Raw genomic sequence first — 23,521 nt, 5'->3', positions numbered from 1 at the left:
AGGGCCTGATCACCACAGGGGACGGGCAGGAGCTGTGTAGGTCTGCACTGCACGGGGAGCGGGCTCAGGCAGTGCGGAGTTGGCCTGGACGCAAGCGGGCAGGAAGACGTACCAGGACAGCAGGGAGGTGCACTGGGCGTCGCCTTCGCACTTGTCGGGAGCACAGACGTTCTGAGCACCGGTGTAGGTGCCGCAGGTGTCAGCCAGACGGAAGTCGACAGGCAGGTTCTTCATGATGCCTGCGGAGGACAGCTTGCCCTTCTTGGAAGCAGCGATGATGGCGGAACGCAGAGCGGGAACTGCGGTCTTCTTCATCTTCCAGTAAGGGAAGTAGGAAGCGGTCTGATCCTTGAGGAACTTGACGCCGTCCTTGGAGTAGAGGAAGCGAGCAACACCGACCACATCGACCTTGTAGGTCTTGGTCATGCCTTCCTGGATCTCTTCGGCAGTCCAGCCGGAGTTGTTGATGCCAGCTTCAAGAGCACGGTCGGTGATTTCACCGGTCTTGAAGAACTTTTTGAAAGCTTTGGAGGAGGTGGTCCACACAGCACCACCGGTGTTCCAGCGAACAGGACGCTTGGTACCGGCTTCTGCGGGAGCAGCCAGAGTGGCGAGGGAAGCACCAGCCAAAAGGCCGGCGGCGAGACGAGTAAACACGGACGACAGAGAGGGACGTCACCCAAAAAAATAGCTGTAGGTAGAAAAATCGCCAACACAAACGCGCAGATCTGGTTCGATCAGGACCAAGTCGAGCTCAAATCCGGCAGATCGGGGGAGGCTGTCCCGGGCCGAAATCAGCTCCGACCACGGCCAGACGCCAGTCCCCAAGATTGACGTGGTGCACCTGTAACCGCAGACCCAGGCTGCGGTGAACCGCCATGCCGATCGTCTCGCTCAACGACCATTGGTCCAGATCGGTTGCCAGTCCTCCCCGTTGCCATTTGATCGCCGCTTCCTTGGCAATCCAGTGCTGCAACACCGCCGGGCGGCGTTCCGCGGCCGCAAGGCTGAGCAGAGCGTCCCGGTCATCGGGGCAGAAGAAGCGCCGGCAGAGAGCCTCCGCCGCAAAGCTTCGGTCATGGCGTTCGAGATCGACCCCGATGCGTTGGCTGGACCAGCCCAGCAGCAGGGCATCACGGCTGTGGCTGATGCTGGTCCAGCCCCATCCAGCAGCGAGGGTCGGCGGATGCCCCGGCGGCGCATCCAGGGGGATGCGATCCGGACACAGTCGGAAGCGATCCGCAAGACAGCTGCGCAGCCAGCGACGGGAATGGGCGAACTGCTCCGCGCGCTGCGATCCGAGAGCGTCCGCCCAGGAGCGTTCCCGTTCCGTCAGCGTCACCTGGGCATCGGGAGCCTCCCGCCTCGGGATCAGCCAAAGGGCCATTACGCTGCCGCCAGTTGCTTCCGACTGCGCCTGTGGCTCTCCAGATCGGCGATCCGGCACCTGATTTCACACTCCCCAATCAGGACGGTGAACCCGTGAAGCTGTCCTCATTTCTGGGACAACGGGTCGTTCTGTACTTCTACCCCAAGGACGACACGCCGGGTTGCACCAAGGAGGCCTGCAACTTCCGCGACCGCTGGGAGCGCTTCGCTGAACACGGCATCCAGGTGCTCGGCATCAGCAAGGACAACGCTGCCTCCCACACCAAGTTCATCAGCAAGCACGAACTGCCCTTCACCCTGCTGACGGATGAGGAGCCCTGTGCCGTGGCGACCAGCTACGAGAGTTACGGCCTGAAGAAGTTCATGGGCCGCGAATACATGGGCATGATGCGCCACACCTTCGTGGTGGATGCCGAAGGCAAACTTGAACGCATCTATACAAAGGTGAAATCCGCCTCGATGGCGGATGACCTGCTCAGTGATCTGGATCTGGGCTGATCATCGGCATCAGATCCACCAGTCCCTTCATCACCAGATCGGGATCACAGCGGACGTGGAGCCCCGCCCGGATCAGTTCTGGTTCCAGCCGGGCCGCGTCTCCTCCGCAGAGCCAGATGAGAGCCCCGCACTGCCGCTGTGCTTCCCCCAGAGCTCCCACCAGAGCCTGCAGGGCGCCACGCCACATCGCTGCATCGGTTTCCCGGGGGAACAGGCTTGGGGATTCGACATCCAGAGCCGGCAGATCAAGGCCGGATGCACCCGCGGCCATGGCCTGCAGCTGCATCCGCAGGCCCGGAATCAGCTGACCACCCCGGAAACCACCGGCGGAGTCCAGAAGCGTGAGGCTGAGCACCGTGCCGGCATCCGCCAGCAGCACACCGGCCCGACGATCCAGTTGCTGTTCGATGCAGCGGTTCCAGGCACTGAAGGCCCCCAGTGCCCGGTCAACCCCGAGCCAGGGAGGACAGCCCTCCACGGGGACGTCCGCCAGGGTGAGGCGTCGCACCGTGTTCAGGAATGGCGTCTCCGGCACCGGGCCGACAGCCGCCCAGACAGGCGGCGTGATCTCGAGCCGGCTGAGGTCGGGGAGGCTGTGGTCGAAATGCCAGCGATCGGCCTGGAACTCGGCCCAGTGCCAGCGACTGTTTCCGATCAGCAGGCCGGTGCTGCAGACCGCCGGATCGACCACGATCAGATGCCGTCCCCGAGCATTCCCTCAGCAGCGTTCTGCGGCAGGTGAATGCCGCACTCCTGCTTCAGGCCGCCGAAACGGGTGCCGCGGCCGCTGTGGTCTCCGCTGTCCGGACCGCTGGAATGCCAGTCCCCGACCGTCGAGTAGCCCTGATCAAACAGCGGGTGCTGAGGCAGATCATGCTCCTGCATGTAATAGAAGACATCCCTGGGGGTCCAGTCGAGCACCGGCCGCAGGGACAGTCGGGTGCGGATCGGATCCAGCCAGGTCATTGAACGGCGGTGGTCCGTCTGCCCGCTGCGCACTCCGCTGGCCCAGCAGCGGACATCAAGGGATGCGAACGCCTCTTCAAGCGGTTCCACCTTGCGGATCCGGTGGTAGGTCTCCAGGTCACTGACCTGCCCTGTCTCCCAGAGCCGACCATGCAGGGCCTCCATGCGGGCGGGAGACATCGGACTCTGCGCCACCACCAGACGGATGCCCAGTTGTTCCGTCAGCTGCTGGGCGTAGTGGTAGGTCTCCGGTGGCAGGTAGCCGGTGTCCACCCAGATCACGGGGATGGACTCACCGCCCTCCAGCTGACTGACCATGTGCAGCAGCACTGCCGACTGGATTCCGAAACTGGTGGTGAGGGCGAAAGCTCCTGGGAAACGATGCTGCGCCCAGGCCAGTCGCTCCGCAGGGGCGAGCGGTTCCAGCTCGTGACGCGCCGCCTCGAGATCCATTGCTGCAAGCGGATCCAGGGAGGACATCTCCAGGGGGACCGCAGTGCGAGTCATGGCGTCCGAGCCGTCGGTCATAGCGCCATCTTCACCCGTCGCCGTTCCGTCGACGCTGCCTATGGTTTGAGGAACACTCACACCGCCCATGACCGGACCTTCGTCACCATGCGATGCCGTGGTGATCGTGGGCGGTGGATTCGGCGGATTGACGGCGGCCCTGAGCCTTCGCAGCCGGGATCCCTCCCTCCCCATCGTGCTGGTGGAGCCGCGGGAGCGCTTCCTGTTCCAGCCGATGCTCTATGAGCTGCTCAGTGATGAGCTGCAGCTGTGGGAAGTGGCGCCTCCCTACCGGGATCTGCTCAGCGGCCGGGGCATCAGCTGGCTGCAGGACACGGTGCAGTCGATCGACGGCGACGGCAGGACCCTGATCACCGCGGGCGGTCAGACCTTGCGCTGGAGCCAGCTGCTGATCGCCACCGGAGCGGAGTCCGCTGATTTCGGGATCCCTGGTGTGCGAAGGCATGCCATCGGCTTCCGCGATCTCGCCGACGTGGCAACCCTGCGCCGCTGGATCAGGGATCTGCGCCACCAGCGCCAGGACGATGCCGCCCTCGTCATCGCCGGGGCCGGCCCCACCGGCGTTGAGCTGGCCTGCAAGATGGCCGATCTGCTCGAGGGCTCAGCGCGCCTTCACCTGATCGAACTCAGCGACTCGATCCTGCCCGGAAACGCGGCCTTCAACCGGGAGCGTGCCGCAGCGGCTCTGGAACGGCGTGACGTGACCCTGCATCTCAACACGGCCGTGACCGAGGTCCATGCCGACCGGGTGGACCTGAACAACGGCACATCCCTGAGCCATGCCGGACTGATCTGGACCGCCGGCAGTCGGCCGAGCTGGCCACCTCTGAATCCCTCCCCCGCACTGGAGGCCGGACGCCTGCAGATCCAGCCGGATCTGAGCGTGAAGGGATCGAGCAGCATCTTCGCCATCGGCGATGCCACCCGCAACGCTGACGAGCCCTGGCCGAGCACCGCTCAGGTGGCGATGCAGCAGGGAGCCGCCGTGGCCGAAGCCATCCTTGCCGTGCGCCACCAGTCCACAGCCGCACCGTTCCGTTTCGAGGACCGCGGGGAGATGCTCAGCCTCGGCATCGGCGACGCCACCCTCACCGGAATGGGCATCACCCTGGCCGGGCCGCTGGCCTTTCAGATTCGCCGTGCTGCCTATCTCACGCGGTTCCCGGGCCTTGCTCTGGGCCTGAGATCGGCCGGCGCCTGGCTGCTCGGCCGTTGAAGCAGGCCCACCTCGCCGGACGCACCAGGGGCCTTCGCCCTGCCCAGCAGCGTCAGCTCGAACGGCTCAGCCACCGCCGCCATCCCGAGTCCAGCGGTGCCGACCTTCTCACCCTGGAACGGCTGGCGGACATGGCCCTGGAGCTCGAACAGCCCCTGCATCTGGTGCTGGACGGTCGCGGCCTCTGCCGTCTGCTGTGGATCGGTCCGCTCCACGGATCCGACCCCCTGCTCACGCATCTGCCGCAGGCTCCCCGTCGGCAGAGCGGCGGTTGGAGACTGATCAGCTGTCCCTTCAGTCGGCAGGGGCTGTCCAGCGAGCCCCGCGACAGCGTGGTGGCCCTGGATCTGGCGCCCCGATCCTGGCTGTGCTTCGCCCCCTGCACGGCATCGGACGGCAGCCGGCCGGCGCGACTGCTGCAACCGGATCCGAAGCAGCCCCTGGGATGGCGAACCCTGGAGGAAGGGGCTCTTCGCGACCTGTGCCAGCTGCAGCCACCGAGCCTGCCGAGCGGCGACGCCCCCTCCCCTGTCGCCGCCGACAACCCGGCTGAACGCGTCCTGCTGCTTACCCTGGCGGCCCGCGATCCCGGCCGCAGTGAACGGGAGCTGGCAGAGCTGGAAGGACTGGTGCGCAGTGCCGGGGCGACACCGGTGGCCGTGATCCAGCAGCGCCCGGGCAGCGCCAACCCCCAGACCCTGTGGGGGACGGGGAAATTGCAGGAATCCGCACTCGAGGTGCGCCGCAACGGTGCGTCCCTGGTGATCACGGACCGGGAGTTGTCTCCGGTGCAGGCCCGCAATCTGGAACGGCTGCTCGACTGTCCGGTGATGGACCGCAGCGAGCTGATCCTGGACATCTTTGCCCAGCGGGCCGGCAGCGCTGCCGGTCGCCTGCAGGTGGAGCTGGCCCAGCTGCGATACCGCCTTCCACGCCTGCTGGGCCGTGGCCGCAGCCTCTCGCGTCAGGGCGGCGGTATCGGCACCCGCGGACCGGGTGAAACCCAGCTGGAGAAGGATCGACGCGCCATCAGCCGACGCATCGAACGGCTGCTGCGCGATCAGAAGCAACTGCAGGAGCACCGCAGCCGTCTGCGGGAGCAGCGCCAGGACCTGCCGCGGGTGGCTCTGGTGGGGTACACCAATGCCGGAAAGTCAAGTCTGCTCAATGCCCTCTGTGGCAGGCGGGAGAGCGACCGCGTGCTGGCGGAGAACAAACTCTTCGCCACCCTCGATCCCACCACCCGCAAGCTGGATCTGCCCCGCCCGGGCCAACGCCCCGACCGGGTGCTGCTCACCGACACGGTCGGTTTCATCCGGGATCTTCCGGCCCCGCTCGTGGAAGCCTTCCGCGCCACCCTCGAAGAGGCCCTCGATGCCGACGTGCTGCTGCTGGTGGTGGATCTGGCCGATCCGGACTGGCCCAGTCAGCTGAGCACCGTGCACCGGCTCCTGGACTCCCTCGGCAGTCGGGCCTTCCGCCAGGTGGTGGCCAATCAGATCGACCGCTGCTCGCTGGACGCCATCGAAGCGATCCGCTGCCGGGAGCCCGCCAGCCTCTTCCTCTCAGCGATGCGGGGGGACGGTCTTCGGGGGCTGCAGCAATGGCTCCGGGATCAGTTCTTCCCTGCCGGGGCAGAATCGGAGGCACCTGTGAACGGGCAGGCCCCGGAATGGCCGAGCTGACCAGCGCGATCCAGGACCCGCATGCCCTGATCACCCTGGCCGTGCTGATCCTGGCTGTGGTGCTGTTCATCTCCGGTGCTCTGGCACCGGAACTCACCGGGCTGCTCAGCGTCGGGCTGCTGATGGCCTCAGGCGTTCTGAACCCTCAGGAGGCCCTGGCGGGATTCGGGAGCCCTGCTCTGATCACCCTGCTGGGCCTGTTCCCCGTCTCCGCTGCTCTGTTCAAAAGCGGTGCCCTCGATCGTCTGAGGGCTCTGATCGCCTCCGAGCGGATCCGGACCCCACGGCGTCTGATCGCCCTGATGGCCTTCGTGATCGCGCCGGTGTCCGGCATCGTGCCCAACACCCCCGTGGTGGCTTCGCTGCTGCCGGTGGTGGAGAACTGGTGCCACCGCCGGGGGCTCTCGCCTTCGAGGGTGCTGCTGCCGCTGTCCTTCTCCACCGTGCTGGGGGGCACCCTGACCCTGCTGGGCAGTTCCGTGAACCTGCTGGTGAGCGACATCAGCGAGCAGCTCGGCTACGGATCCCTGGAACTGTTCAGCTTCACGCTGATCAGCATCCCGATCTGGCTGGCCGGCGCTCTCTATCTCGTGCTCGCCCCGCGGGTGCTGCTGCCGGATCGGGGCAGCAACGGCGACGAGCTCACCATCAATCCCCAGACCAGTTCCTACTGCACGGAAGTGACGATTCCCGGGGATTCGGAACTGGTCGGTCGCTCGCTGCACAACAGCCGTCTGCAACGGCGCTTCGACGTGGACGTGCTGGAACTTCAGCGTGGCGGAGAACGCCTGCTCCCCCCCCTGGCGGATCGACGGCTGCAGGCTGGCGATCACCTGCTGCTGCGGGTCACCCGCCAGGACCTGCTGCGCCTGCAGCAGGACCACACCATCCAGCTCACCACCCAGGGGCAGAACGCCGGCGTCAACCTCGACAGCAGCGCCGGCGGCCAGAAAACGGTGGAGGTGCTGCTGCCAGCCGGCTCCACCCTGGCCGGCGCCAGCCTGCGGGAACTGCGTTTCCGTCAGCGGCACAACGCCACGGTGCTGGCGCTGCGACGCGGCCAGGAAACCGTTCAGGAGCGGCTTGGCCAGGTGGTGTTGCGGGAGGGAGACGTGCTGCTGCTTCAGGCACCGCTCGATTCGATCCGCGGGCTGCAGGCCAGCAACGACCTTCTGGTGCTCGACCGGCTGGAGGAGGATCTGCCGACGGTGCGCCGCAAGCCGCTGGCGGTGTCGATCGCCGTCGGCATGCTGCTGCTGCCGACCCTGACGCCGGTTCCGCTGGTGGCATCGGTGCTGCTCGCCACCGTGGCGGTGGTGGCGAGCGGCTGCCTGCGACCGGGTGAGCTGCAGCGGGCGATCCGCCTGGATGTGATTCTGCTGCTGGGATCGCTCACCAGCTTCAGCGTCGCCCTGAAGACCACGGGTCTGGCTGATGCGCTGGCGGCCGGGCTGTCGCAGGGCCTCGATGGCTGGCCGACCTATGGGGCGCTGATGGTGATCTTCATCGGCACCACGCTGGTGACGCAGGTGATGAGCAACGCTGCCTCGGTGGCCCTGCTGGCGCCGGTGGCGGTGCAGCTGGCACCGGGGCTGGATCTGCCGGCCACCGCCTTGCTGATCACCGTGCTGTTCGGGGCCAGCCAGTCGTTCCTCACCCCGGTGGGGTATCAGACGAATCTGATGGTGTTCGGCCCAGGACGCTATCGGTTCCTGGACGTCACCCGATACGGAAGCGGTCTGACGCTGATCATGACCGTGCTGGTGCCGGCCCTGATCCTGTGGCGCTACGGCCCAACCTGATCAACACTGGTCGAATCCTCCAGCCGCACCGCGTGCCCCTCCGCCAGGCCCTCGAACGCAGCCAGGGCTGGCATCGCCGGCTCACCGTTCCGCAGTTCACGGTGGTGACAGGCCTGCTGGTGATCCTGCTCGGGACCCTGGTGCTGAGCACACCGCTCTGTTCCAACGAACGTGTCGGCCTCTGGGAAGCGCTGTTCACGGCCACCTCCGCCATCACCGTCACGGGGCTGTCGATCATCGACATCGGCACGGACCTGACCGGTTTCGGGCAGCTGGTGCTGGCCGGGATGATCCTGGCTGGCGGTCTCGGACTGATGGCGATCACCACGTTCCTGCAGGGGTTCGTGGTGAAGGGAACCGCTCTGCGCCGCCGGCTTGACCGGGGGCGGACCCTCGATGAATTCGGCGTCGGCGGAGTGGGCGCCACCTTCCGTGCCATCGCCCTGACCGCAGCCGCGGTGATCCTGATCGGCGCGATGGTGCTCTACGGCTTCGGCTTCAGCGATATCCCGGATCGGGGGGAGCGGATCTGGGCGTCGCTGTTCCACAGCATCTCGGCTTACAACAACGCCGGCTTCGGTCTCTGGTCGGACAGCCTCGAGCGCTATCACGCGAACCCGGTCGTCAACGCGGTGGTGATGCTGCTGATCGTGATGGGCGGACTGGGCTGGCGGGTCACCAGTGACCTGGTCGGGCTCGGGTTCCGTCGGGGACGGCGGCGTCCAAGCCTCCACACCCGGCTGGTGCTGCGGACCACCTTGCTGCTGATCGCCTTCGGCACCCTGGGGCTGGCGGTGACCGAATGGCTCAACCGGGGGGAGGTGTTCATCGAGATGGCCTGGCCCGAACGCTGGATGACCGCCCTGTTCGAATCGGTCACCGCCCGCACTGCCGGCTTCACCACCGTTCCGTTCTCCCTGGAGAACATCACCGACTCGGGGACGCTGCTGCTGATGGCGCTGATGTTCATCGGTGCCAGTCCCGGCGGGACCGGCGGCGGGATCAAGACCACAACCGTCGCGGCGCTGATGGCGGCGACCCGCTCGACGCTGCGGGGCCGCGATTCCGTGGTGATCCGCAACAGGGAGATCTCCGACAAGGTGGTGCTGCGAGCCGTGGGCATCACCGTCGCCTCGCTGCTGTTCGTTCTGGGAATGGCCCTGCTGCTCAGCCTGGGGAGCAACCTCAACGGCGAGGACCCGTTCACCTTCCTGGAGATGCTGTTCACCTGCATCTCGGCGTTCTGCACGGTTGGCCTGGATCTCGGGGTGACCGAGGAACTGGGTCGTTTCGGTCAGCTGGTGCTGCTGATCGGGATGTTCGTGGGTCGTCTGGGGGTGTTTCTGCTGCTCAGCGCCATCTGGGAGGCGGTCAGCCGAGAGGGCCATCACCTGCACCGTCAGAATCGGATCGGATACCCCCGGGAGGATCTGTATGTCTGAGCGTGATCCCCGGGCCCTTCAGCCATGAAGGAATGGTGGCAGTGGAGCCCGCTCCAGGGGAGTGAGCGGCTCGGCTTCGCGGTGATCGGCGTCGGGCGCTTCGGGATCGCCGTCTGCCGCGAACTGCTGCAGAACGGAGCCGAGGTGCTTGCCGTGGACCGCTCGGAACGCGCCATCGCGGAACTGCAGCAGCTGGAGCCCACCGTGGAGGCCAGGGTCGTCGACTGCACCGACGAGGAGTCGCTGCGCGAAGCCGGCGTGCTCGACATGGGCACGGTGGTGGTGGCGATGAGTGAACCGATCGAGGCCAGCATCACCGCCACCCTGATCGCCAAGGACAGCGAGGGAACGCGGGTGAAGCAGGTGATTGCGCGCGCCACCAGCGATCTGCACGAAAAGATGCTGAAGCGGGTCGGAGCCGACCGCGTGATCTTCCCCTCCCGGATGCAGGGGGAACGCCTCGGGCTTGAACTGGTGCGTCCGAATCTGATGGAGCGTCTGGCCCTGGATGAGAAGCACTGCATCGAGGAGATCAAGGTGCCGGAACCGTTCATGGGTCGATCCCTGCGGGACCTCAACCTGCGCAAGAACTTCCGCGTGAATGTGCTGGCCGCGGGCCCCCAGAGCAGCCTCACGGTGAACCCTCCGGCCTCCCACGTGCTGGAGGAAGGGCATCTGCTGGTGGTGATGGGTCTGGTGGACGACCTGCAGCGACTGCCCAAGACCTGATCGCCCGCCCATGCTCTGCCTCGGTCTGATGAGCGGCACCAGCGCTGATGGGGTCGATGCCGTTCTGGCCGACTTCCGGGGCGGGGCCGAACGTCCCCGCTGGCGGCTGATCCGGCATCAGCACTGCCCGTATCCGGAGGATCTGCAGCACCAGCTGGTGACCGCCGGACAGGGAACGCCGCTGACTGCCGGAGCCTGGCTGGAGCTGGCGGAAGCGGTCACCGAAGCCCAGGCGGCTGCCGCCTGGGCCTGCGATCCGGACAGCAGAGCCGAACTGGTGGGGTGTCATGGCCAGACCCTGTGGCATCGCCCGCCGGCGAACGGACGCCGGGGGGCCAGCTGGCAGGTGCTGCAGGGGCCTCTGCTGGCCCGACTGCTGGAGCGCGCTGTGGTGCACGACTTCCGGGCAGCGGACCTGGCCCTGGGAGGCCAGGGTGCACCGCTGGTGCCCAGGGCCGATGCGGCGCTGCTGGGGGGCATCGACGGCTGGCGGGCCCTGCTCAATCTCGGGGGCATCGCCAACCTGACGCTGATCCCGCCGCGATGCGGTCCGGATCGCAACGCGGCGGTGCGGGGCTGGGACTGCGGACCCGCCAACACCCTGATTGATCTGGCGATGCAGCGATTCAGCGAAGGCCGGATCCGTTTCGACCGGGACGGCGCGACGGCTGCAGCCGGTGAGTGCCGGGATGACTGGATCCGCCGCTGGCTGACGGAGCCCTACTTCCAGGAGGATCCGCCGAAATCCACCGGGCGAGAACGCTTCGGTGCCGAAGATCTGGAGCGGCGACTGGGTGACCTCTCCGGGATGCGACCGGAGGATGCGATCGCCACCCTCACCGGCTTCAGTGCAGCCGTGGTGGGGCAGGATCTCGACCGCCTGCAGAAGCGGGAGGGGATCCGGCCTCTCGAGCTGGTGGTGGCCGGCGGCGGACGACGCAATCCCAGCCTGATGTCGGCCCTGCGCCGGCGATGCCATGGCCTGCAGCTGCGCAGCTCCGACAGCCTGGGGCTGGCGGCGGAGGCCCGGGAAGCCCTCGTGTTCGCCCTGCTGGCCTGGTGGCACCACAAAGGCCACCCGGCCAACGCGCCGGCGATCACCGGCGCAGCACGGGAGACGCTGCTGGGGGTGAGGGTGGAGCCGGCCTGAGGCTGCCTCAGCCGGGCCGATGCAGCCTCAGGCGACGCGGCGCTCCGCGCAGACGCCTGGGCTGCTGAGCCTCGAGGCTGTTGCGGAGCCTGTCTTCCGGCCGCATGGCTGCCGGCGAAGACTCCTTGGCAGCTGATTGCCCCGCATCGCCCTGCTCATGGCGCTGCACCCCCTGCTGGATCAGCACGCGCGCCATGTTGCTGACGGTGCGGGATTCCTGCTCCGCCAGGGCCGTCAGCCGGGCACAGAGATCCTCGGGCAGGACCACCTGAATCCGCGGGGACTTGGGCTTCCCGCTGGTCGAGGTCTGACGGGTGGGCACGACCGGATCTCCAGATGGAGTCTCAGCTACCCGAAAGTGTACAGAGGTGGGCAAGGGTAGTATCCATGACTATGGTGAGGGCACTGGTCCTCCTCGGAGTACCCCATGACGCAATCCGCCTCGAAAGCGACCACCAAGGCTCAATCCCAGCCGAGTCGCCGTCCCCGACGCCGCCCGAACCGGCGCGGCCCGGACAACAGCGACGTGCTGGTGTCCGCCGTGATCAGCACCTACCTGCTGACCCATCTGCACCACGTGCTGCAGCGGGCGGAATACGGAGCGAGCCAGGAGGGCCGCAGCTCCCAGGCCGCCAATTACGCCCAGCTCCGCAAGGTGCTCTGCATGGATGCCCGCAGCATGGAGGACGCCTCCGCCCTCGGTCAGCGGGAGGAAGGGATCGACAGGGCCGCCTGAGGCCTGCGGTCAGATTCCACGGCTCTGAATAGCGTTGCGTCAGACGCGTGAGGCCGATGACCGCCAATGCCGCTGCGCTCTATGAGCGGATCCGCAGCAATCCCGATCAGACCCAGGCACTGTTCCGTCAGGCCCTGCAGGATCCCACCGGAGCGATGGACTGCATCTGCCGGCTGGGAGACGACCTCGGTCTGCCGGTGACTCCGGACGAGGTGAAGGCACACCTGGCCAGCCTCGACGACGCCGACACGAGCCGCTGGTTGATCAAGGCCCGCGGCGGTCTGTGAGGGCAGCCTGATCCCGGGAGGGAGCACGACGCTCGTAACCGCCGCCACCAGCCCAGCTGAAGAACAGCCAGTAACTGACCAGGGCGAGGCCCGCCGCCACCACCAGCGCTGCCAGCTGCTCCAGTTTCGGCATCGAGCGGTGAGCCAGAGACTGTTCAGTCTGCCGGCAGGGATGATGGGTGCTCAACGCCCCTTGGCCGGTGCTGCGACTCGAGCACGTCAGCAAGATCTATCCCACCGGGGAGGTGCTGCGGAATGTCACCTGGGAGGTGAAACCCGGAGACCGCATCGGCCTGGTGGGGGTGAACGGTGCCGGCAAGTCCACACAGATGCGCCTGATCGCAGGCGAGGAAGAGCCCAGCAGTGGCCAGGTGGTGCGCCAGGGTGAACCCCGCATCGCCTACCTGCAGCAGGAGTTCGATGTGGATCCCGACCGCTCGGTCCGGCAGGAGCTGTTTCAGGCCTTCGGAGAGGCGGCCACGGTGCTCAACCGTCAGCGGCAGGTGGAGGATGAGATGGGCTCCGAGAAGGCCGCGGAGGATCCCGCCCATCTCGACCAGCTGATCCACGAGCTCGGCCGGCTCCAGAGCCGGTTCGAAGCTCTCCACGGTTACGAGCTCGACGCGCGCATCGACAAGCTTCTGCCCACCATCGGGTTCACGCCTGAGGGCGCTGAACAGCTGGTGCGGGATTACTCCGGCGGCTGGCAGATGCGCATCGCCCTCGGCAAGATCCTTCTCCAGGAACCAGACCTGCTGCTGCTGGACGAGCCCACCAACCACCTGGACGTCGAGACGATCCAGTGGCTGGAGGGTTACCTGCTGGAGCAGACCGCAGCGCTGGTGGTGATCAGCCACGACCGCACCTTTCTGGACCGGGTGTGCAATCAGATCGTTTCCACGGAACGGGGCATTTCCCGCAGCTACCTCGGCAACTACACCGCCCATCTCGAGCAGAAACAGCTGGAACAGGAGGCGACCCAGGCGGCGTTTGATCGCCAGCAGAAGGAGATCGCCACCCAGCAGGCCTACATCGACCGCTTCCGCGCCAGCGCCACCCGCAGCACCCAGGCCAAGAGCCGCGAGAAACTGCTCGAGAAGGTCGAGATGGTCGATGCACCGATCGAGACGGTGGCTGGCCCGAGCTTCCGGTTCCCCGATGCCCCACGTTCCGGTGCCCAGGTGGCGGTGATCGAGAACCTCACCCACAGCTACGGCGAGAAGATCCTGTTCCTCGGTGCCGACCTCGAGGTGGAACGGGGGGATCGCATCGCCTTCGTGGGACCGAACGGCGCAGGCAAATCCACCCTGCTGAGGCTGGTGATGGGCCTGGAGACCCCCGACGACGGATCGGCCCGCCTGGGGGAGCACAACGTGGTGGGGCGCTATTTCGAACAGAACCAGGCTGAAGCGCTGGATCTGGAGAAGACCGTGATCGACACCATGTTCGAGGCGGTGCCCGACTGGACCCAGACTCAGGTGCGCTCATTGCTTGGCAGCTTCTGCTTCAGCAACGACACCGTGTTCAAGGAGGTGGGCAAGTTGAGCGGTGGCGAGAAAGCTCGCCTGGCCCTGGCCCTGATGCTGCTCAGCCCCTGCAATCTGCTGGTGCTGGATGAGCCCACCAACCACCTGGACATCCCGGCGAAGCAGATGCTCGAGGAGGCTCTCCAGCACTTCGAGGGGGCCGTGCTGGTGGTGTCCCACGACCGTTATTTCATCTCCAAGGTCGCCAATCGCATCGTGGAGCTGCGCGATGGCGACCTGATCCTGTACCGGGGCGATTACGCCTATTACCTCGAAAAGAAGGCGGAGGAAAGGGCTGCAGCGGAACAGCAGCGGCTCGCAGCGGATCAGGAAGAGAAACGGAAGGCGAATCGCCAGAAGCAGAAGGACCGGCAGGCCCGCCGCAAGAAGACGGCCTGAACAGCGATCTCAGCCGAAGAGCCTCACTGCCTTAAGCAGACTTCACACAGACTTAGGCAGGACCACTCATTCTCCTTTACCTGTTCATCACGTGTGCATAGGCTGACAAAACCCGCTCCCAGCCGTGATGACGAAGGCCTCCCGTCCAGGTTTCGCTGCCTCGTCCAGCGGTCCGTCCGGACAGAACGAGCAGACCTGGGATGCCGTGGAGACCTACTTCGAATGCATCACGACCTGCTCGCTGGATGACGGCGACTGCATCACCCGCTGCGTGGAACAGTTGCGGGATTCCGAGAGCTAGCCCTCTCAGGCCGGCTGAAGTGTGGAGAGGTCGACCGGTGTGACCTCGAGCGTCACCTCGTCCTCTCCGCGTCGCACCGTGATGCGCAGCCGCTCACCGACTCCACGGCTTTCGATGGCGCTGACCACGGCAGCCGGGCCCTTCATGGTGCGGCCATCGATGGAGATGATCACGTCATCCACCTTCAGGCCGGCCTTGTCTGCCGGACCTCCGGGCTGCACCGAACGGATCACAGCCCCGGGAGGCACGGCAGCGCCGGGATTGGGGGACGGGACCGGCGAGAGACCGATACCCACCATCGGATGCTGGACCCGACCGGACTTCACCAGCTCACGGGCGATCGCCTGAGCCCGGTTGATCGGGATCGCGAATCCGAGACCGGCTCCGGGGCCGGAGCGCACCAAGGTGTTGATCCCGACGACCTCCCCATCGGCATTGAGAAGGGGGCCGCCGGAATTTCCGGGGTTGATGGCGGCATCGGTCTGGATCAGATCCAGCCGCTTGCCTGAGATCCCCAGCTGGGAGACGTTGCGGTTCAGATTGCTGATGATGCCGAGGGTGACGGTGTTCTCAAGACCGAAGGGGTTGCCCACCGCGATGGCCCAGTCCCCGACATTGAGCTGATCGGAATTCCCCAGCGTCGCGGTGGGCCAGGGCCCCTTGCCTTCAAGACGCACGACCGCCAGATCGGTGAGCGTGTCCTTGCCGACCACCCGGCCGGACACCCGGCGGCCGTCGGAGAGCCCCACGCTGAGGGTGTCGGCACCCTCCACCACATGGGCGTTGGTGAGCAGCAATCCCTCCGCATCGAAGATCACTCCGCTGCCCTGGCCGCGCTGCACGCGTGAACGGGGCGTCGCCGTGCCGGGTATTCCAAAGAAATGACGGAACATCGGATCCGCCATCAGTCCGCGAGGCAGGCCGGACACCCCCGGACTGCGCACGGTGCGGGCGGTCTCCAGGGTCACCACGGCCGCTCCACTGCGCTTCACGGCCGCCGCCACGAAGGATTCCCGTGAAAGCGCCGCCGAGGCCGGTCCGGCCTGAGCCATCTGCTGAGCCGTGACGAACTGCTGGGCGGCAGCACCGCCGATCAACAGGCCACCAGCGACGACAGGGACAAGGAGGGCGCGGGGCGGGGTCCAGTTCGACAGATTCACCAGCAGGATTAACGAAGAGATGTTCAAACCGTAAGGAGATGGTCTGGCGCAATCCAGACGGCGGCCGGTCAGACCTGTGACCGAGTGCGTCCAGTCCCTGCTGGCAGCCATGATGGTGCTGTTGGAACGCTTGGCCCAACGATGCTGTCGTCCCTGTTCCCCGTTCTCTACGGCGTCGTGTTCGTGGCGTTGCTGTGGCAGGCGTTCCGCGTGATGAGCCGCGGATTCAGAGCGGCAAGCGGTCCGATTGGTGAGCCCGCTGACCGTACAGGCCGTGTCACCGTGCACCCGGAATTGCTCGACAACGACGGGCGGATCACCGAGGAGGATCTGCTGACGGTACGTTTCGGCGGCGACGAGGAGGCCGGCTCAGATACCTCAGGGACCACTGCTGAATAAGTTAGGGATCGGTTGTCGTCAGACGGCACCGTTCTGGAATCGATGAGAGGGTCGAACGAGTGGATCAGAGAACACGGATCGTTGCTGCAGTCATCAAGGGCGTGAAACTTCCGCCCCGCTTCCGTCTGAGGATGCTGAAGGAAGATCCTGTGCGACTCGAGCTCAGCCTCACGCCTGCGTACGGCAAACAACCGGTGATCGTGGGTCTGGTGGAATCCCTTGACCTGGTGGCCCGTCGCGACCGCGAAGGCCGGATTCCCCGGGATCTGCAGGGGACCTGGGACTGGACGGTGCGCCACGGCCAGGTGAGCACCGGTGGATGGAATCCCTATCTCAAGGAAGCGCTTCAGACCATGTTCGAAACCGGGCTGCCGGCGATCGTGTTCGAGGAGCTCACGGGAGAGGAGTACCACCCGGTGGATGGCACCCGCCATGTGCGCTGAATCCAACGCTCTGTAAAAACGTGCGAACAGCGACCACAAGCGGCGGCGACCGGAGCTAGACCGGAATTATTCCGGCCTTTAAGGAAGTCTTTATGGCCAACCTCACCGCCTCCCTTGGGCCGCTGGTGAAGCTGCTCGCCGCCTTCGGTGCCGTCAGCAGCCTGCTGTTGCTCGGGGTGCTGAACCTCGTTCACTGAGCCCCGGCTTGACGGCCTACCCGATCGATCCGCTGTTGCCGCGGCTCTGCGAAGCGCTGCAACCGGGATCCACAGTGCTGCTCCAGGCTCCTCCAGGAGCTGGCAAGACGACCCGCGTGCCTCTGGCTCTGCTGGGCGCCCTGGGCCCGATGGGCGACAACCGCATCCGGGAGGGGCGGATCTGGATGATCGAACCCCGACGCCTGGCTGCCAGAGCCGCTGCTTCCCGCCTGGCGGAGACCCTTGGGGAAAGCGTCGGTGAGCGGGTCGGCTTCTCGGTCCGCGGCGAGCAGCAACGCTCGGCACAGACGCAGGTGGAGGTGATCACCGATGGCCTGTTTCTGCGACGGCTGCAGGCCGACCCGGCTCTCAACGGTGTGGCCGTGGTGCTGTTCGACGAATTCCACGAACGTCGTCGGGACGCCGATCTTGCCTTCGCACTGCTGCAGGAAGCCCGTCCGCTGCTGCAACCGGAGCTGGCGGTGATGCTGATGTCAGCCACGCTCGATCTCTCCGACCTGCGGAACCGTCTGCCGGAGGCCGCCGTGCTGGAAAGCGAGGGGCGGGCTCACCCTGTGGAGACCGTTCACCAGCTCCCCCGGCGCGATGAGGCCCTGCCTCGTCAGGTCCTCAGGGCGATCGAAACCCACGCCATCGAGCTGCCCGCACGCAGCGGTGTGCTGGTGTTCCTGCCGGGCCTGGCGGAGATCATCCGGTGCAAGGAACTGCTGGAGACAGCTGGATACCTGCGGCGCTGGCGGATCCTGCCGCTGCATGGCCAGCTGCCCCTGGAGGAGCAGAACCGTGCCCTGCAGCGCTGCAGCGCTGACCATGACGGAACGGTGATCCTCGCCAGCGCCATCGCGGAAAGCTCGGTGACCATCGACGGCGTGCGCCTGGTGATCGACAGCGGACTCAGCCGGCAGCTGCGCTACGACCCCGGGCAGGGCATGGAAGGCCTGGAGACAGTCCCCTCCAGCCTGGCCAGCGCCGATCAACGCCGCGGACGGGCAGGACGCCAGGGACCGGGCTGCTGCGTGCGGCTCTGGTCTCCAGCGGAACAGCAGCGGCGGCCGGCCTTCAGCACGCCGGAACTGCAGCTGGCGGATCCGCAGCCCGTGGTGCTGGAACTGGCAGCCTGGGGCGCAGGCCTCGGGGAGGAGCTTCCCTGGCTCGAGCCACCGCCTGCGGCATCGCTGCTGGAGGGCCAGCAACAGCTGATCGCCCTTGGGGTCCTGACCACCGACGGCAGGCTGAGCCCCTCCGGCAGGCTGCTTGGCCAGCTGGGCACGCATCCGCGCCTGGGGGTGCTGATGCTGGAGGCACACCGACGGGGCTGTCCCGAACTCGGATGTGATCTGGCGGCCCTGCTGAGCGAACGGGACCCGCTGCGTCTGCGCGACAGCGGTTGCGACCTGCACGCCCGGCTCGAGGCTCTCAAACGGGAGAGACGGCTGGCCCCGCTGCGACAGCTCAGCCGTCAGCTGCGCCGCCAGCTGGAGGCGCTGAAGCTCGATCCTCCCGATGACCAACCGGAGCAGGACGCTTCCCGGCTGATCCTGGCGGCGTTTCCAGGCTGGCTGGCACTGCAGCGTCCCGGCCAGCCGGGCCGCTACCGGTTGCGCCAGGGACGCGGCGCCGATCTGGTGCCGCATGACCCACTGACAGGGACCGAGGCGCTGGCGGTGGCACGGGTGGACCTCGGCAGTCGCGAGACCCGCATCCAGCTCGCCGTGGCGATCAGCGACGCCACGCTGCAGAGCCTGGCCGCGCAGGAGGGGCAGTGGCAGGACAGCGCGCACTGGGATGCCGCCGCAGCACGGATCCGGGCAAGGCGGAGGCTGATGCTGGGGCATCTCACGATCCGAGAGGACGCTCTGCCGACCCCGGACGGACTCCAGTGCCGCGATCTGCTGCTGGAACTGCTGGCGGAGTCGCGCCGCCTCGACTGGCTGCCCTGGACCGATGCCCTGCAACAGCTCTGCCGGCGCCAGGATCTGGCCCATCGCCATCTGGGAGCTCCCTGGCCGCAGAGAACGCCTGAGGCATTGCTCGCCACGGCGGAGCACTGGCTCGGCCCGGTCCTGATCGGCTGCCTCCGCTGGCAGGACCTGGATCCCACCACCCTGGAGAACGCTCTTTGGACAGACCTGGAGTGGGGGCATCGACAGCAACTGGAGACACTGCTGCCCCGCCAGGTTCCGATCCCGTCCGGACGGTGCGCCGCCTTGCGCTACGAAGAGGATGAAGTGGTCCTTGCCGTGAAGCTGCAGGAGATGTTCGGCTGCGCTGACAGCCCTCAACTGCTCGATGGACGATTGCCGGTGACGCTCGAACTGCTCTCTCCCGCCGGGCGGCCTCTGCAGCGGACCTGCGACCTGGCCGGCTTCTGGAGCGGAAGCTACGCCGACGTCCGACGCGACATGCGCGGGCGCTATCCGAAGCACCCCTGGCCGGAGGATCCACGCCAGGCGATTCCCACCGCCCGAACAAAACGACGGCCATCGCGTCCGAACTGAAAGGCCGCCCCATCACTCAGCGGTGTCACCGAAAGCACAAGCAACAAATCTCCATCCTTTGTTACATTGCTTCCAACCAATCGGTTCTTCCTCATGTCCGACTCCACCCAATCCCGTTTCGGTTTCGTCAACTTCGCTGAGACCTGGAACGGCCGCCTGGCCATGCTCGGCTTCGTCATCGGCCTCGGCACCGAGCTGCTGACCGGCCAGGGCATCCTGTCCCAGATCGGCCTCGGCTGATCCCTTCAGGGCTTCACAAAACCCCGCCGATCGTCGGTGGGGTTTTTTGTTGTCTTCGCCTGGATGTCCACACCATGGTTCACAGTGGACCGAATCACAACGGCTGACATTGGCACCGCTCTACGTTCAGAACCGCCGCGATGGATCGAGGCTCCTGAGCAGTGCCCTTGTGATCTTCTCCATCTCCTTGACCCAGCTGCATCAACCATGGGGTGCATTCGTGGCCATGGTGAGTGGACTGGTCTGTCTCTACTGGGGTCTCGCCTACCGCCGCCTTGAGCGCTGATCGGATTCCGACCTATTCGGTCGGTGAACTGAATGCCGCCGTCGGCAGCCTGCTGGAACGCGGATTCGCCCCCCGCTTCCTGGTCGAGGCAAGCGTCTCGAGACCGCAGCTGAAAAAGGGGCATCTGTGGCTCACCCTGACCGACGGTGACGCGAGCATCACCGGTGTGGTCTGGGCCTCCCGCCTCAAGCAGCTGAGCCATCATCCGCAGGACGGGGACGGCGTCACCGTGGTGGGCAAGCTCAATTTCTGGATCGCCCGCGCCAGCCTGTCGGTGCAGGTGCTGGACATCAGGCCCAGCCTCACCACCGTGCTGCGTCAGTTCGAGCAGGTGCGTGACCGGCTGCTCGAGGAAGGGGTGATCGATCCTGCCCGTCGACGCCCCTTGCCGCTGCGACCTGCCGTGGTGGTCATCCTCACCAGCGTGCCCAGTTCCGCGCTGGCGGACATGCTGCGAACGGCTCGGGAACGCTGGCCGATGACCCGGCTGCTGCTGGTGCCGATTCCCGTTCAGGGAGCGGTGGCTGAACGCATTCGTGGCGTGCTCTCCGCACTCGCGATGCGTCACGAACATCTGCAACTGGAAGCTCTTGTGCTCGCCAGGGGCGGAGGCAGTCGCGAGGATCTGGCGGTGTTCGACGACGAAGGGCTCTGCAGGGATCTGGCGGTCTTTCCCGTGCCGGTGATCACCGGCCTCGGCCACGAGGATGACCTCACGGTGGCCGATCTGGTCGCCGATCACCGCGCCGCCACCCCCACCGCCGCCATCGTGGCGCTGCTGCCGGATCGCCAGACGGTGGAACGGGACCTGCAGCGGAGACGAGAGCGGCTGCGTGATCTGCCGAGCTGGCGGCTGGCCCGTGAGCGTCAGCGGCTGCTGGATCGGCGGCGGCGGCTGGAGCAGCAGGCACCGACAGCCCGCCTGCCACGCCTGCGCCAGGAGCTGCAGCAGAAACGGCTTCTGCTGCAGGCGCTTTCGCCTGAACGATGGCTGCAGCGTGGACTGGCCCTGGTGAACGACGCCAGCGGAGCCGCGGTCACCGGCATCAGCGATGTGCAACCCGGTGACAGGCTGACTGTGCAGCTCCGTGATGGTCTGCTCGACACCAGGGTGGATGCCATCCGCCCCGCTTCCGACGCATCGACTCCATGAACGACAGCGAGTCCCTTCAGGACCGGATCAAGGACTGGCGAAAGGACGCCTCCGGACTCAGCTACGAGGAAGCACTGCAGGCCTTGGATCTGATCCTGGCCGAACTGCAGGATGACGCCGTTCCGATGGCGGAGCTGCAACGGCATGTGCTGCATGGACAGGTCTATCTCGACCATTGCGAGAGCCTGTTGAAGACAATGGAAGAAGCGGTGGTTCAGCTCGACCCCGACACCCTGGAGCCCTCGGACGATGCGTAAGGTTCTGCCCTGGATCTATCTGGCCCTGGCCTTGCTCGGAGCTGTGCTCCCCTGGCGCGCCAATCTGGAGTTCATCGCGGAAAGCGGTGGTCAGGCCTTTGATCTGCCGCGTTTCATCGCCGACGCCTCCAGCACAGCCGCCGCCCGCTCACTGAGCTCAGACCTGCTGATCGGCGCTTCGGCCGTGAGCCTCTGGATCTGCACCGAAGGCCCACGGCTGAAGATCCGCGCCTGGTGGGTGGCGATCCTGGTGAGCTTCAGCGTGTCATTCGCCTGTGGGGCCCCCCTGTTTCTGTTTCTGCGGGAGCGCCACCTGCTGGCTCAGGAGTCGGAACCGGCATCCTGAGCCGTTACATCGATGGTCACCTCACTGGCTGGGACCGATGGATCAGGCCCGGACATCCCATCAAGCGCGGTTCCGCAGACGCTGCAGACGCTGGATCCCCCGAAGTTCACCGCGCCACAGGCCGAACAGGTCACCATGCGCGACTGAAGAATCTTCCAGCCGATCCAGCCCAGCCCCGTCAGCAGGAACGGCAGAACCAACAGGATGAGCAGCAATCCGCCAGCCAGATCCAGCAGCAGGCGCCCTGCGGCCGTTGGCAGAAGCAGCAACAGCACGATGGCCAGCCAGACCAAGGGGGAGGGGCGCGTCATGATCACTTCCAGGCTCCTTGCTTCAGCATCGCAGCCGTTGCCGTGGATTCAAGATGCTTCGCAGGGCGGATTTCCCTTACAAGCGCGTGGATCGTGCGCTTGCCAGTTCAACACTCAGACACTGGCCAAAGTAATGAATCACACCGATCAACCAGACCCACAAGGTCAACACCATCACACCACCAATCACGCCATAAGCCTGAAAACGATTACCGAGGGAAATAATGCTCAAGCTGAAGGCACTGTTGAGAACGTTCAACGCCACACCCACCAGCAGAGCCCCTGGAATCAATGGTTTCCAGGGAACCCGACGACTGGGAAGAACCCGTTGAAGCAGCAGAGATAACAACGACAGCCACAGCGTCGGCACGATGACATGTCCGACATTCAGAAATGGAATCGTCTTCAGCACGACCACGGCATCGGGCCACATGGACAACAACGATGCCATCAGGCTTTCAGGAATCCTGCCGAGATTGAAAACAATCTGCTCCAGAACAATCAATGACGCCGCCAAAACAACGATCAGGAAGGCTTCCAGACGCCCCCGCACGAAGTCGATCGCCTGGGTTTTCAGAGGCACAACAGTTGTTGTCTGCGGAAGAAACTCCTCCCAGAGCCGGTCCGCTCCCCTCTGCAGTGTGAGATAAGCATTGCTGGCGGCCAGCACCAGCAGGGCAACGCCGAACAAACCGGCTCCAAACCCCTGTGCCACGAGACCGAGCAGCGTTGACTCAACAACACCCACCGCCGAAGGGGGCAGCAGAGGCGTGATCGCATCGATCACCTGATCCATGCCACTGGTGCTTCCGAACACTTTCGCAGCCACCGCCAGGGCGATCAACAAAAGAGGAAAGATCGACTGCAGAGTGAAGTATGCGAAAGCAGCACTGAGGTCCACACAATCACACTGAGACCAGCGCAGTCCTGCATGCCAGAGCCTGCGACTCATCCAACGGATTCGAGACACAAGCCTGGCCACGGCTTCGCCATCACTGCCGAAACGCTACAACGGCAAGCAATATGTTCAGGCACAAAAAAACCACCTCGTTGCGAGGTGGTTTCTTCGTATGGAATGTTTTACCTGGCATCGAGCTATTTTCTCAGGGGGCTACCCCCCAAATATCGTCGCCGCTGATGCGTTTCACAACCGAGTTCGAGATGGATCGGAGTGGTTCCACACCGCTATGGACACCAGGATAGTTAAACATTCTCATGGGTTGTGAACCCTGAGAACTGCATAGGATCTGCAACTTTCGTCGCGCGTCTGAATCAAACAAAGTCTGTCTTTCAGGCAAGAACCAAGAAGTTGGTCAAGCCCTCGGTCTATTAGTACTCCTCCGCTGCATCCATTACTGGACTTCCACGTAGAGCCTATCAACGGGTGTTCTGCCCGTGACCTTACTGGGTTACCCCATGGGAACACTCATCTTGAGGTGGGCTTCCCACTTAGATGCTTTCAGCGGTTATCCACTCCGCACATGGCTACCCAGCGTTTACCGTTGGCACGATAACTGGTACACCAGAGGTGCGTTCCTCCCGGTCCTCTCGTACTA

Annotated in this window: 28 protein-coding genes and 2 rRNA genes (1 of these 30 running past the window's edge); 19 read left to right on the top strand and 11 right to left on the bottom strand. The window is 65.5% G+C overall.

What is annotated here, in order from left to right:
* Window positions 1-9: 9 nt before the first annotated feature.
* Together ACJ0G7_RS08950 and ACJ0G7_RS08945 are read right to left on the bottom strand one after the other, a co-directional pair.
* Window positions 10-657: an alpha/beta hydrolase gene (locus tag ACJ0G7_RS08950; protein WP_407395796.1), complete on the bottom strand. Its 648-nt coding sequence runs from the start codon at window positions 655-657 to the stop codon at window positions 10-12.
* 97 nt (window positions 658-754) lie between these two features.
* The gene (locus ACJ0G7_RS08945) at window positions 755-1,387 is read right to left on the bottom strand and encodes a 4'-phosphopantetheinyl transferase family protein (protein ID WP_407395794.1); all 633 of its coding nucleotides are present in this window, start codon (window positions 1,385-1,387) and stop codon (window positions 755-757) included.
* 32 nt (window positions 1,388-1,419) lie between these two features.
* Between ACJ0G7_RS08945 and bcp the strand changes: the two genes are divergently transcribed.
* A complete protein-coding gene (gene bcp / locus ACJ0G7_RS08940) occupies window positions 1,420-1,887 on the top strand; it encodes a thioredoxin-dependent thiol peroxidase (RefSeq protein ID WP_043696997.1) in 468 nt (155 codons plus the stop codon).
* Here the strand turns inward: bcp and ACJ0G7_RS08935 are convergent.
* The gene (locus ACJ0G7_RS08935; protein ID WP_407395793.1) at window positions 1,865-2,578 is read right to left on the bottom strand and encodes a type III pantothenate kinase; all 714 of its coding nucleotides are present in this window, start codon (window positions 2,576-2,578) and stop codon (window positions 1,865-1,867) included. The genes bcp and ACJ0G7_RS08935 overlap by 23 nt on opposite strands.
* A 2-nt stretch (window positions 2,579-2,580) precedes the next feature.
* Window positions 2,581-3,381 carry a phosphoadenylyl-sulfate reductase gene (locus ACJ0G7_RS08930; protein WP_407395792.1) on the bottom strand — a complete coding sequence of 267 codons (801 nt, stop codon included), beginning with the start codon at window positions 3,379-3,381 and terminating at the stop codon, window positions 2,581-2,583.
* A 67-nt stretch (window positions 3,382-3,448) separates the two neighbouring features.
* On the opposite strand from ACJ0G7_RS08930, the gene ACJ0G7_RS08925 reads away from it, so the two are divergent.
* Genes ACJ0G7_RS08925 through ACJ0G7_RS08900 form a run of 6 tightly spaced genes read left to right on the top strand, consistent with a single transcriptional unit; the run spans window position 3,449 to window position 11,405 of the window.
* The gene (locus ACJ0G7_RS08925; RefSeq protein WP_407395790.1) at window positions 3,449-4,597 is read left to right on the top strand and encodes an NAD(P)/FAD-dependent oxidoreductase; all 1,149 of its coding nucleotides are present in this window, start codon (window positions 3,449-3,451) and stop codon (window positions 4,595-4,597) included.
* Entirely contained in the window at window positions 4,594-6,282 is a 1,689-nt protein-coding gene (gene hflX, locus ACJ0G7_RS08920; RefSeq protein WP_407395788.1) for a GTPase HflX, read from the top strand. The genes ACJ0G7_RS08925 and hflX overlap by 4 nt, the downstream gene beginning before the upstream one ends.
* Entirely contained in the window at window positions 6,270-8,084 is a 1,815-nt protein-coding gene (locus ACJ0G7_RS08915) for an SLC13 family permease (protein ID WP_407395786.1), read from the top strand. The genes hflX and ACJ0G7_RS08915 overlap by 13 nt, the downstream gene beginning before the upstream one ends.
* 32 nt (window positions 8,085-8,116) lie before the next feature.
* The gene (locus tag ACJ0G7_RS08910; protein ID WP_043697000.1) at window positions 8,117-9,526 is read left to right on the top strand and encodes a TrkH family potassium uptake protein; all 1,410 of its coding nucleotides are present in this window, start codon (window positions 8,117-8,119) and stop codon (window positions 9,524-9,526) included.
* A gap of 24 nt (window positions 9,527-9,550) precedes the next feature.
* Window positions 9,551-10,255, top strand: coding sequence for a TrkA family potassium uptake protein (locus ACJ0G7_RS08905; protein WP_043693016.1), 705 nt, complete (start codon window positions 9,551-9,553; stop codon window positions 10,253-10,255).
* A gap of 10 nt (window positions 10,256-10,265) precedes the next feature.
* Complete coding sequence (locus tag ACJ0G7_RS08900; protein WP_407395784.1) at window positions 10,266-11,405, top strand: anhydro-N-acetylmuramic acid kinase; 1,140 nt, start codon at window positions 10,266-10,268, stop codon at window positions 11,403-11,405.
* Window positions 11,406-11,412: 7 nt separating this feature from the next.
* Here the strand turns inward: ACJ0G7_RS08900 and ACJ0G7_RS08895 are convergent, their stop codons facing one another.
* Window positions 11,413-11,727, bottom strand: a complete 315-nt coding sequence (locus ACJ0G7_RS08895; RefSeq protein WP_043693023.1) for a ribbon-helix-helix domain-containing protein — start codon at window positions 11,725-11,727, stop codon at window positions 11,413-11,415.
* A 105-nt stretch (window positions 11,728-11,832) separates the two neighbouring features.
* Between ACJ0G7_RS08895 and ACJ0G7_RS08890 the strand changes: the two genes are divergently transcribed.
* On the top strand, window positions 11,833-12,141 hold the full coding sequence (locus ACJ0G7_RS08890) for a hypothetical protein (RefSeq protein WP_043693026.1): 309 nt from the start codon (window positions 11,833-11,835) through the stop codon (window positions 12,139-12,141).
* A 56-nt stretch (window positions 12,142-12,197) separates the two neighbouring features.
* The gene (locus tag ACJ0G7_RS08885; RefSeq protein WP_043693032.1) at window positions 12,198-12,428 is read left to right on the top strand and encodes a hypothetical protein; all 231 of its coding nucleotides are present in this window, start codon (window positions 12,198-12,200) and stop codon (window positions 12,426-12,428) included.
* Here ACJ0G7_RS08885 and ACJ0G7_RS08880 read toward each other — a convergent pair.
* A complete protein-coding gene (locus ACJ0G7_RS08880; protein WP_173402136.1) occupies window positions 12,406-12,561 on the bottom strand; it encodes a hypothetical protein in 156 nt (51 codons plus the stop codon). The genes ACJ0G7_RS08885 and ACJ0G7_RS08880 overlap by 23 nt on opposite strands.
* A gap of 67 nt (window positions 12,562-12,628) precedes the next feature.
* On the opposite strand from ACJ0G7_RS08880, the gene ACJ0G7_RS08875 reads away from it, so the two are divergent.
* Window positions 12,629-14,353 carry an ATP-binding cassette domain-containing protein gene (locus ACJ0G7_RS08875; protein ID WP_043697003.1) on the top strand — a complete coding sequence of 575 codons (1,725 nt, stop codon included), beginning with the start codon at window positions 12,629-12,631 and terminating at the stop codon, window positions 14,351-14,353.
* Window positions 14,354-14,480: 127 nt separating this feature from the next.
* Window positions 14,481-14,654, top strand: coding sequence for a hypothetical protein (locus tag ACJ0G7_RS08870; protein WP_173402137.1), 174 nt, complete (start codon window positions 14,481-14,483; stop codon window positions 14,652-14,654).
* A gap of 5 nt (window positions 14,655-14,659) precedes the next feature.
* Here the strand turns inward: ACJ0G7_RS08870 and ACJ0G7_RS08865 are convergent, their stop codons facing one another.
* Window positions 14,660-15,817 carry a trypsin-like peptidase domain-containing protein gene (locus ACJ0G7_RS08865; RefSeq protein WP_407395887.1) on the bottom strand — a complete coding sequence of 386 codons (1,158 nt, stop codon included), beginning with the start codon at window positions 15,815-15,817 and terminating at the stop codon, window positions 14,660-14,662.
* Window positions 15,818-15,955: 138 nt separating this feature from the next.
* On the opposite strand from ACJ0G7_RS08865, the gene ACJ0G7_RS08860 reads away from it, so the two are divergent.
* The 8 genes from ACJ0G7_RS08860 to ACJ0G7_RS08825 all read left to right on the top strand — a co-directional run bounded on the left by ACJ0G7_RS08860 (window position 15,956) and on the right by ACJ0G7_RS08825 (window position 21,654).
* Window positions 15,956-16,213 carry a DUF2973 domain-containing protein gene (locus tag ACJ0G7_RS08860; RefSeq protein ID WP_407395782.1) on the top strand — a complete coding sequence of 86 codons (258 nt, stop codon included), beginning with the start codon at window positions 15,956-15,958 and terminating at the stop codon, window positions 16,211-16,213.
* A 59-nt stretch (window positions 16,214-16,272) separates the two neighbouring features.
* A complete protein-coding gene (locus ACJ0G7_RS08855; protein WP_043693038.1) occupies window positions 16,273-16,656 on the top strand; it encodes a hypothetical protein in 384 nt (127 codons plus the stop codon).
* Window positions 16,657-16,861: 205 nt separating this feature from the next.
* Window positions 16,862-19,372: an ATP-dependent helicase HrpB gene (gene hrpB, locus ACJ0G7_RS08850; RefSeq protein WP_407395780.1), complete on the top strand. Its 2,511-nt coding sequence runs from the start codon at window positions 16,862-16,864 to the stop codon at window positions 19,370-19,372.
* A 93-nt stretch (window positions 19,373-19,465) separates the two neighbouring features.
* Entirely contained in the window at window positions 19,466-19,612 is a 147-nt protein-coding gene (locus ACJ0G7_RS08845) for a chlorophyll a/b-binding protein (protein WP_043697009.1), read from the top strand.
* Between the two features lie 109 nt (window positions 19,613-19,721).
* Window positions 19,722-19,898 (top strand): hypothetical protein, encoded by a 177-nt coding sequence (locus ACJ0G7_RS08840; RefSeq protein WP_173402138.1) that lies wholly within the window; start codon window positions 19,722-19,724, stop codon window positions 19,896-19,898.
* Entirely contained in the window at window positions 19,888-21,051 is a 1,164-nt protein-coding gene (xseA, locus tag ACJ0G7_RS08835) for an exodeoxyribonuclease VII large subunit (RefSeq protein ID WP_043693046.1), read from the top strand. The genes ACJ0G7_RS08840 and xseA overlap by 11 nt, the downstream gene beginning before the upstream one ends.
* Window positions 21,048-21,308 carry an exodeoxyribonuclease VII small subunit gene (gene xseB / locus ACJ0G7_RS08830; RefSeq protein ID WP_043693049.1) on the top strand — a complete coding sequence of 87 codons (261 nt, stop codon included), beginning with the start codon at window positions 21,048-21,050 and terminating at the stop codon, window positions 21,306-21,308. Before xseA ends, xseB begins: the two co-directional genes overlap by 4 nt.
* Window positions 21,301-21,654 (top strand): DUF2834 domain-containing protein, encoded by a 354-nt coding sequence (locus tag ACJ0G7_RS08825; RefSeq protein ID WP_043693052.1) that lies wholly within the window; start codon window positions 21,301-21,303, stop codon window positions 21,652-21,654. Before xseB ends, ACJ0G7_RS08825 begins: the two co-directional genes overlap by 8 nt.
* On the opposite strand, the gene ACJ0G7_RS08820 is transcribed toward ACJ0G7_RS08825, so the two are convergent.
* The 4 genes from ACJ0G7_RS08820 to ACJ0G7_RS08805 all read right to left on the bottom strand — a co-directional run.
* Entirely contained in the window at window positions 21,630-21,965 is a 336-nt protein-coding gene (locus tag ACJ0G7_RS08820) for a hypothetical protein (RefSeq protein ID WP_043693055.1), read from the bottom strand. The genes ACJ0G7_RS08825 and ACJ0G7_RS08820 overlap by 25 nt on opposite strands.
* Window positions 21,966-22,041: 76 nt before the next feature.
* On the bottom strand, window positions 22,042-22,917 hold the full coding sequence (locus tag ACJ0G7_RS08815; RefSeq protein ID WP_052378197.1) for a YihY/virulence factor BrkB family protein: 876 nt from the start codon (window positions 22,915-22,917) through the stop codon (window positions 22,042-22,044).
* Window positions 22,918-23,047: 130 nt separating this feature from the next.
* A 5S ribosomal RNA gene (gene rrf, locus ACJ0G7_RS08810) occupies window positions 23,048-23,164 on the bottom strand.
* Between the two features lie 110 nt (window positions 23,165-23,274).
* Window positions 23,275-23,521, bottom strand: a 23S ribosomal RNA gene (locus ACJ0G7_RS08805) (it continues 2,619 nt past the right edge of the window).

Origin of the sequence: Parasynechococcus sp., from assembly GCF_045559935.1 — a bacterium.
Classification (GTDB): Bacteria; Cyanobacteriota; Cyanobacteriia; order PCC-6307; family Cyanobiaceae; genus Parasynechococcus.
The sequence above is the reverse complement of the archived record's forward strand: the minus strand, read 5'-3'. Positions and strand labels throughout refer to the sequence as shown.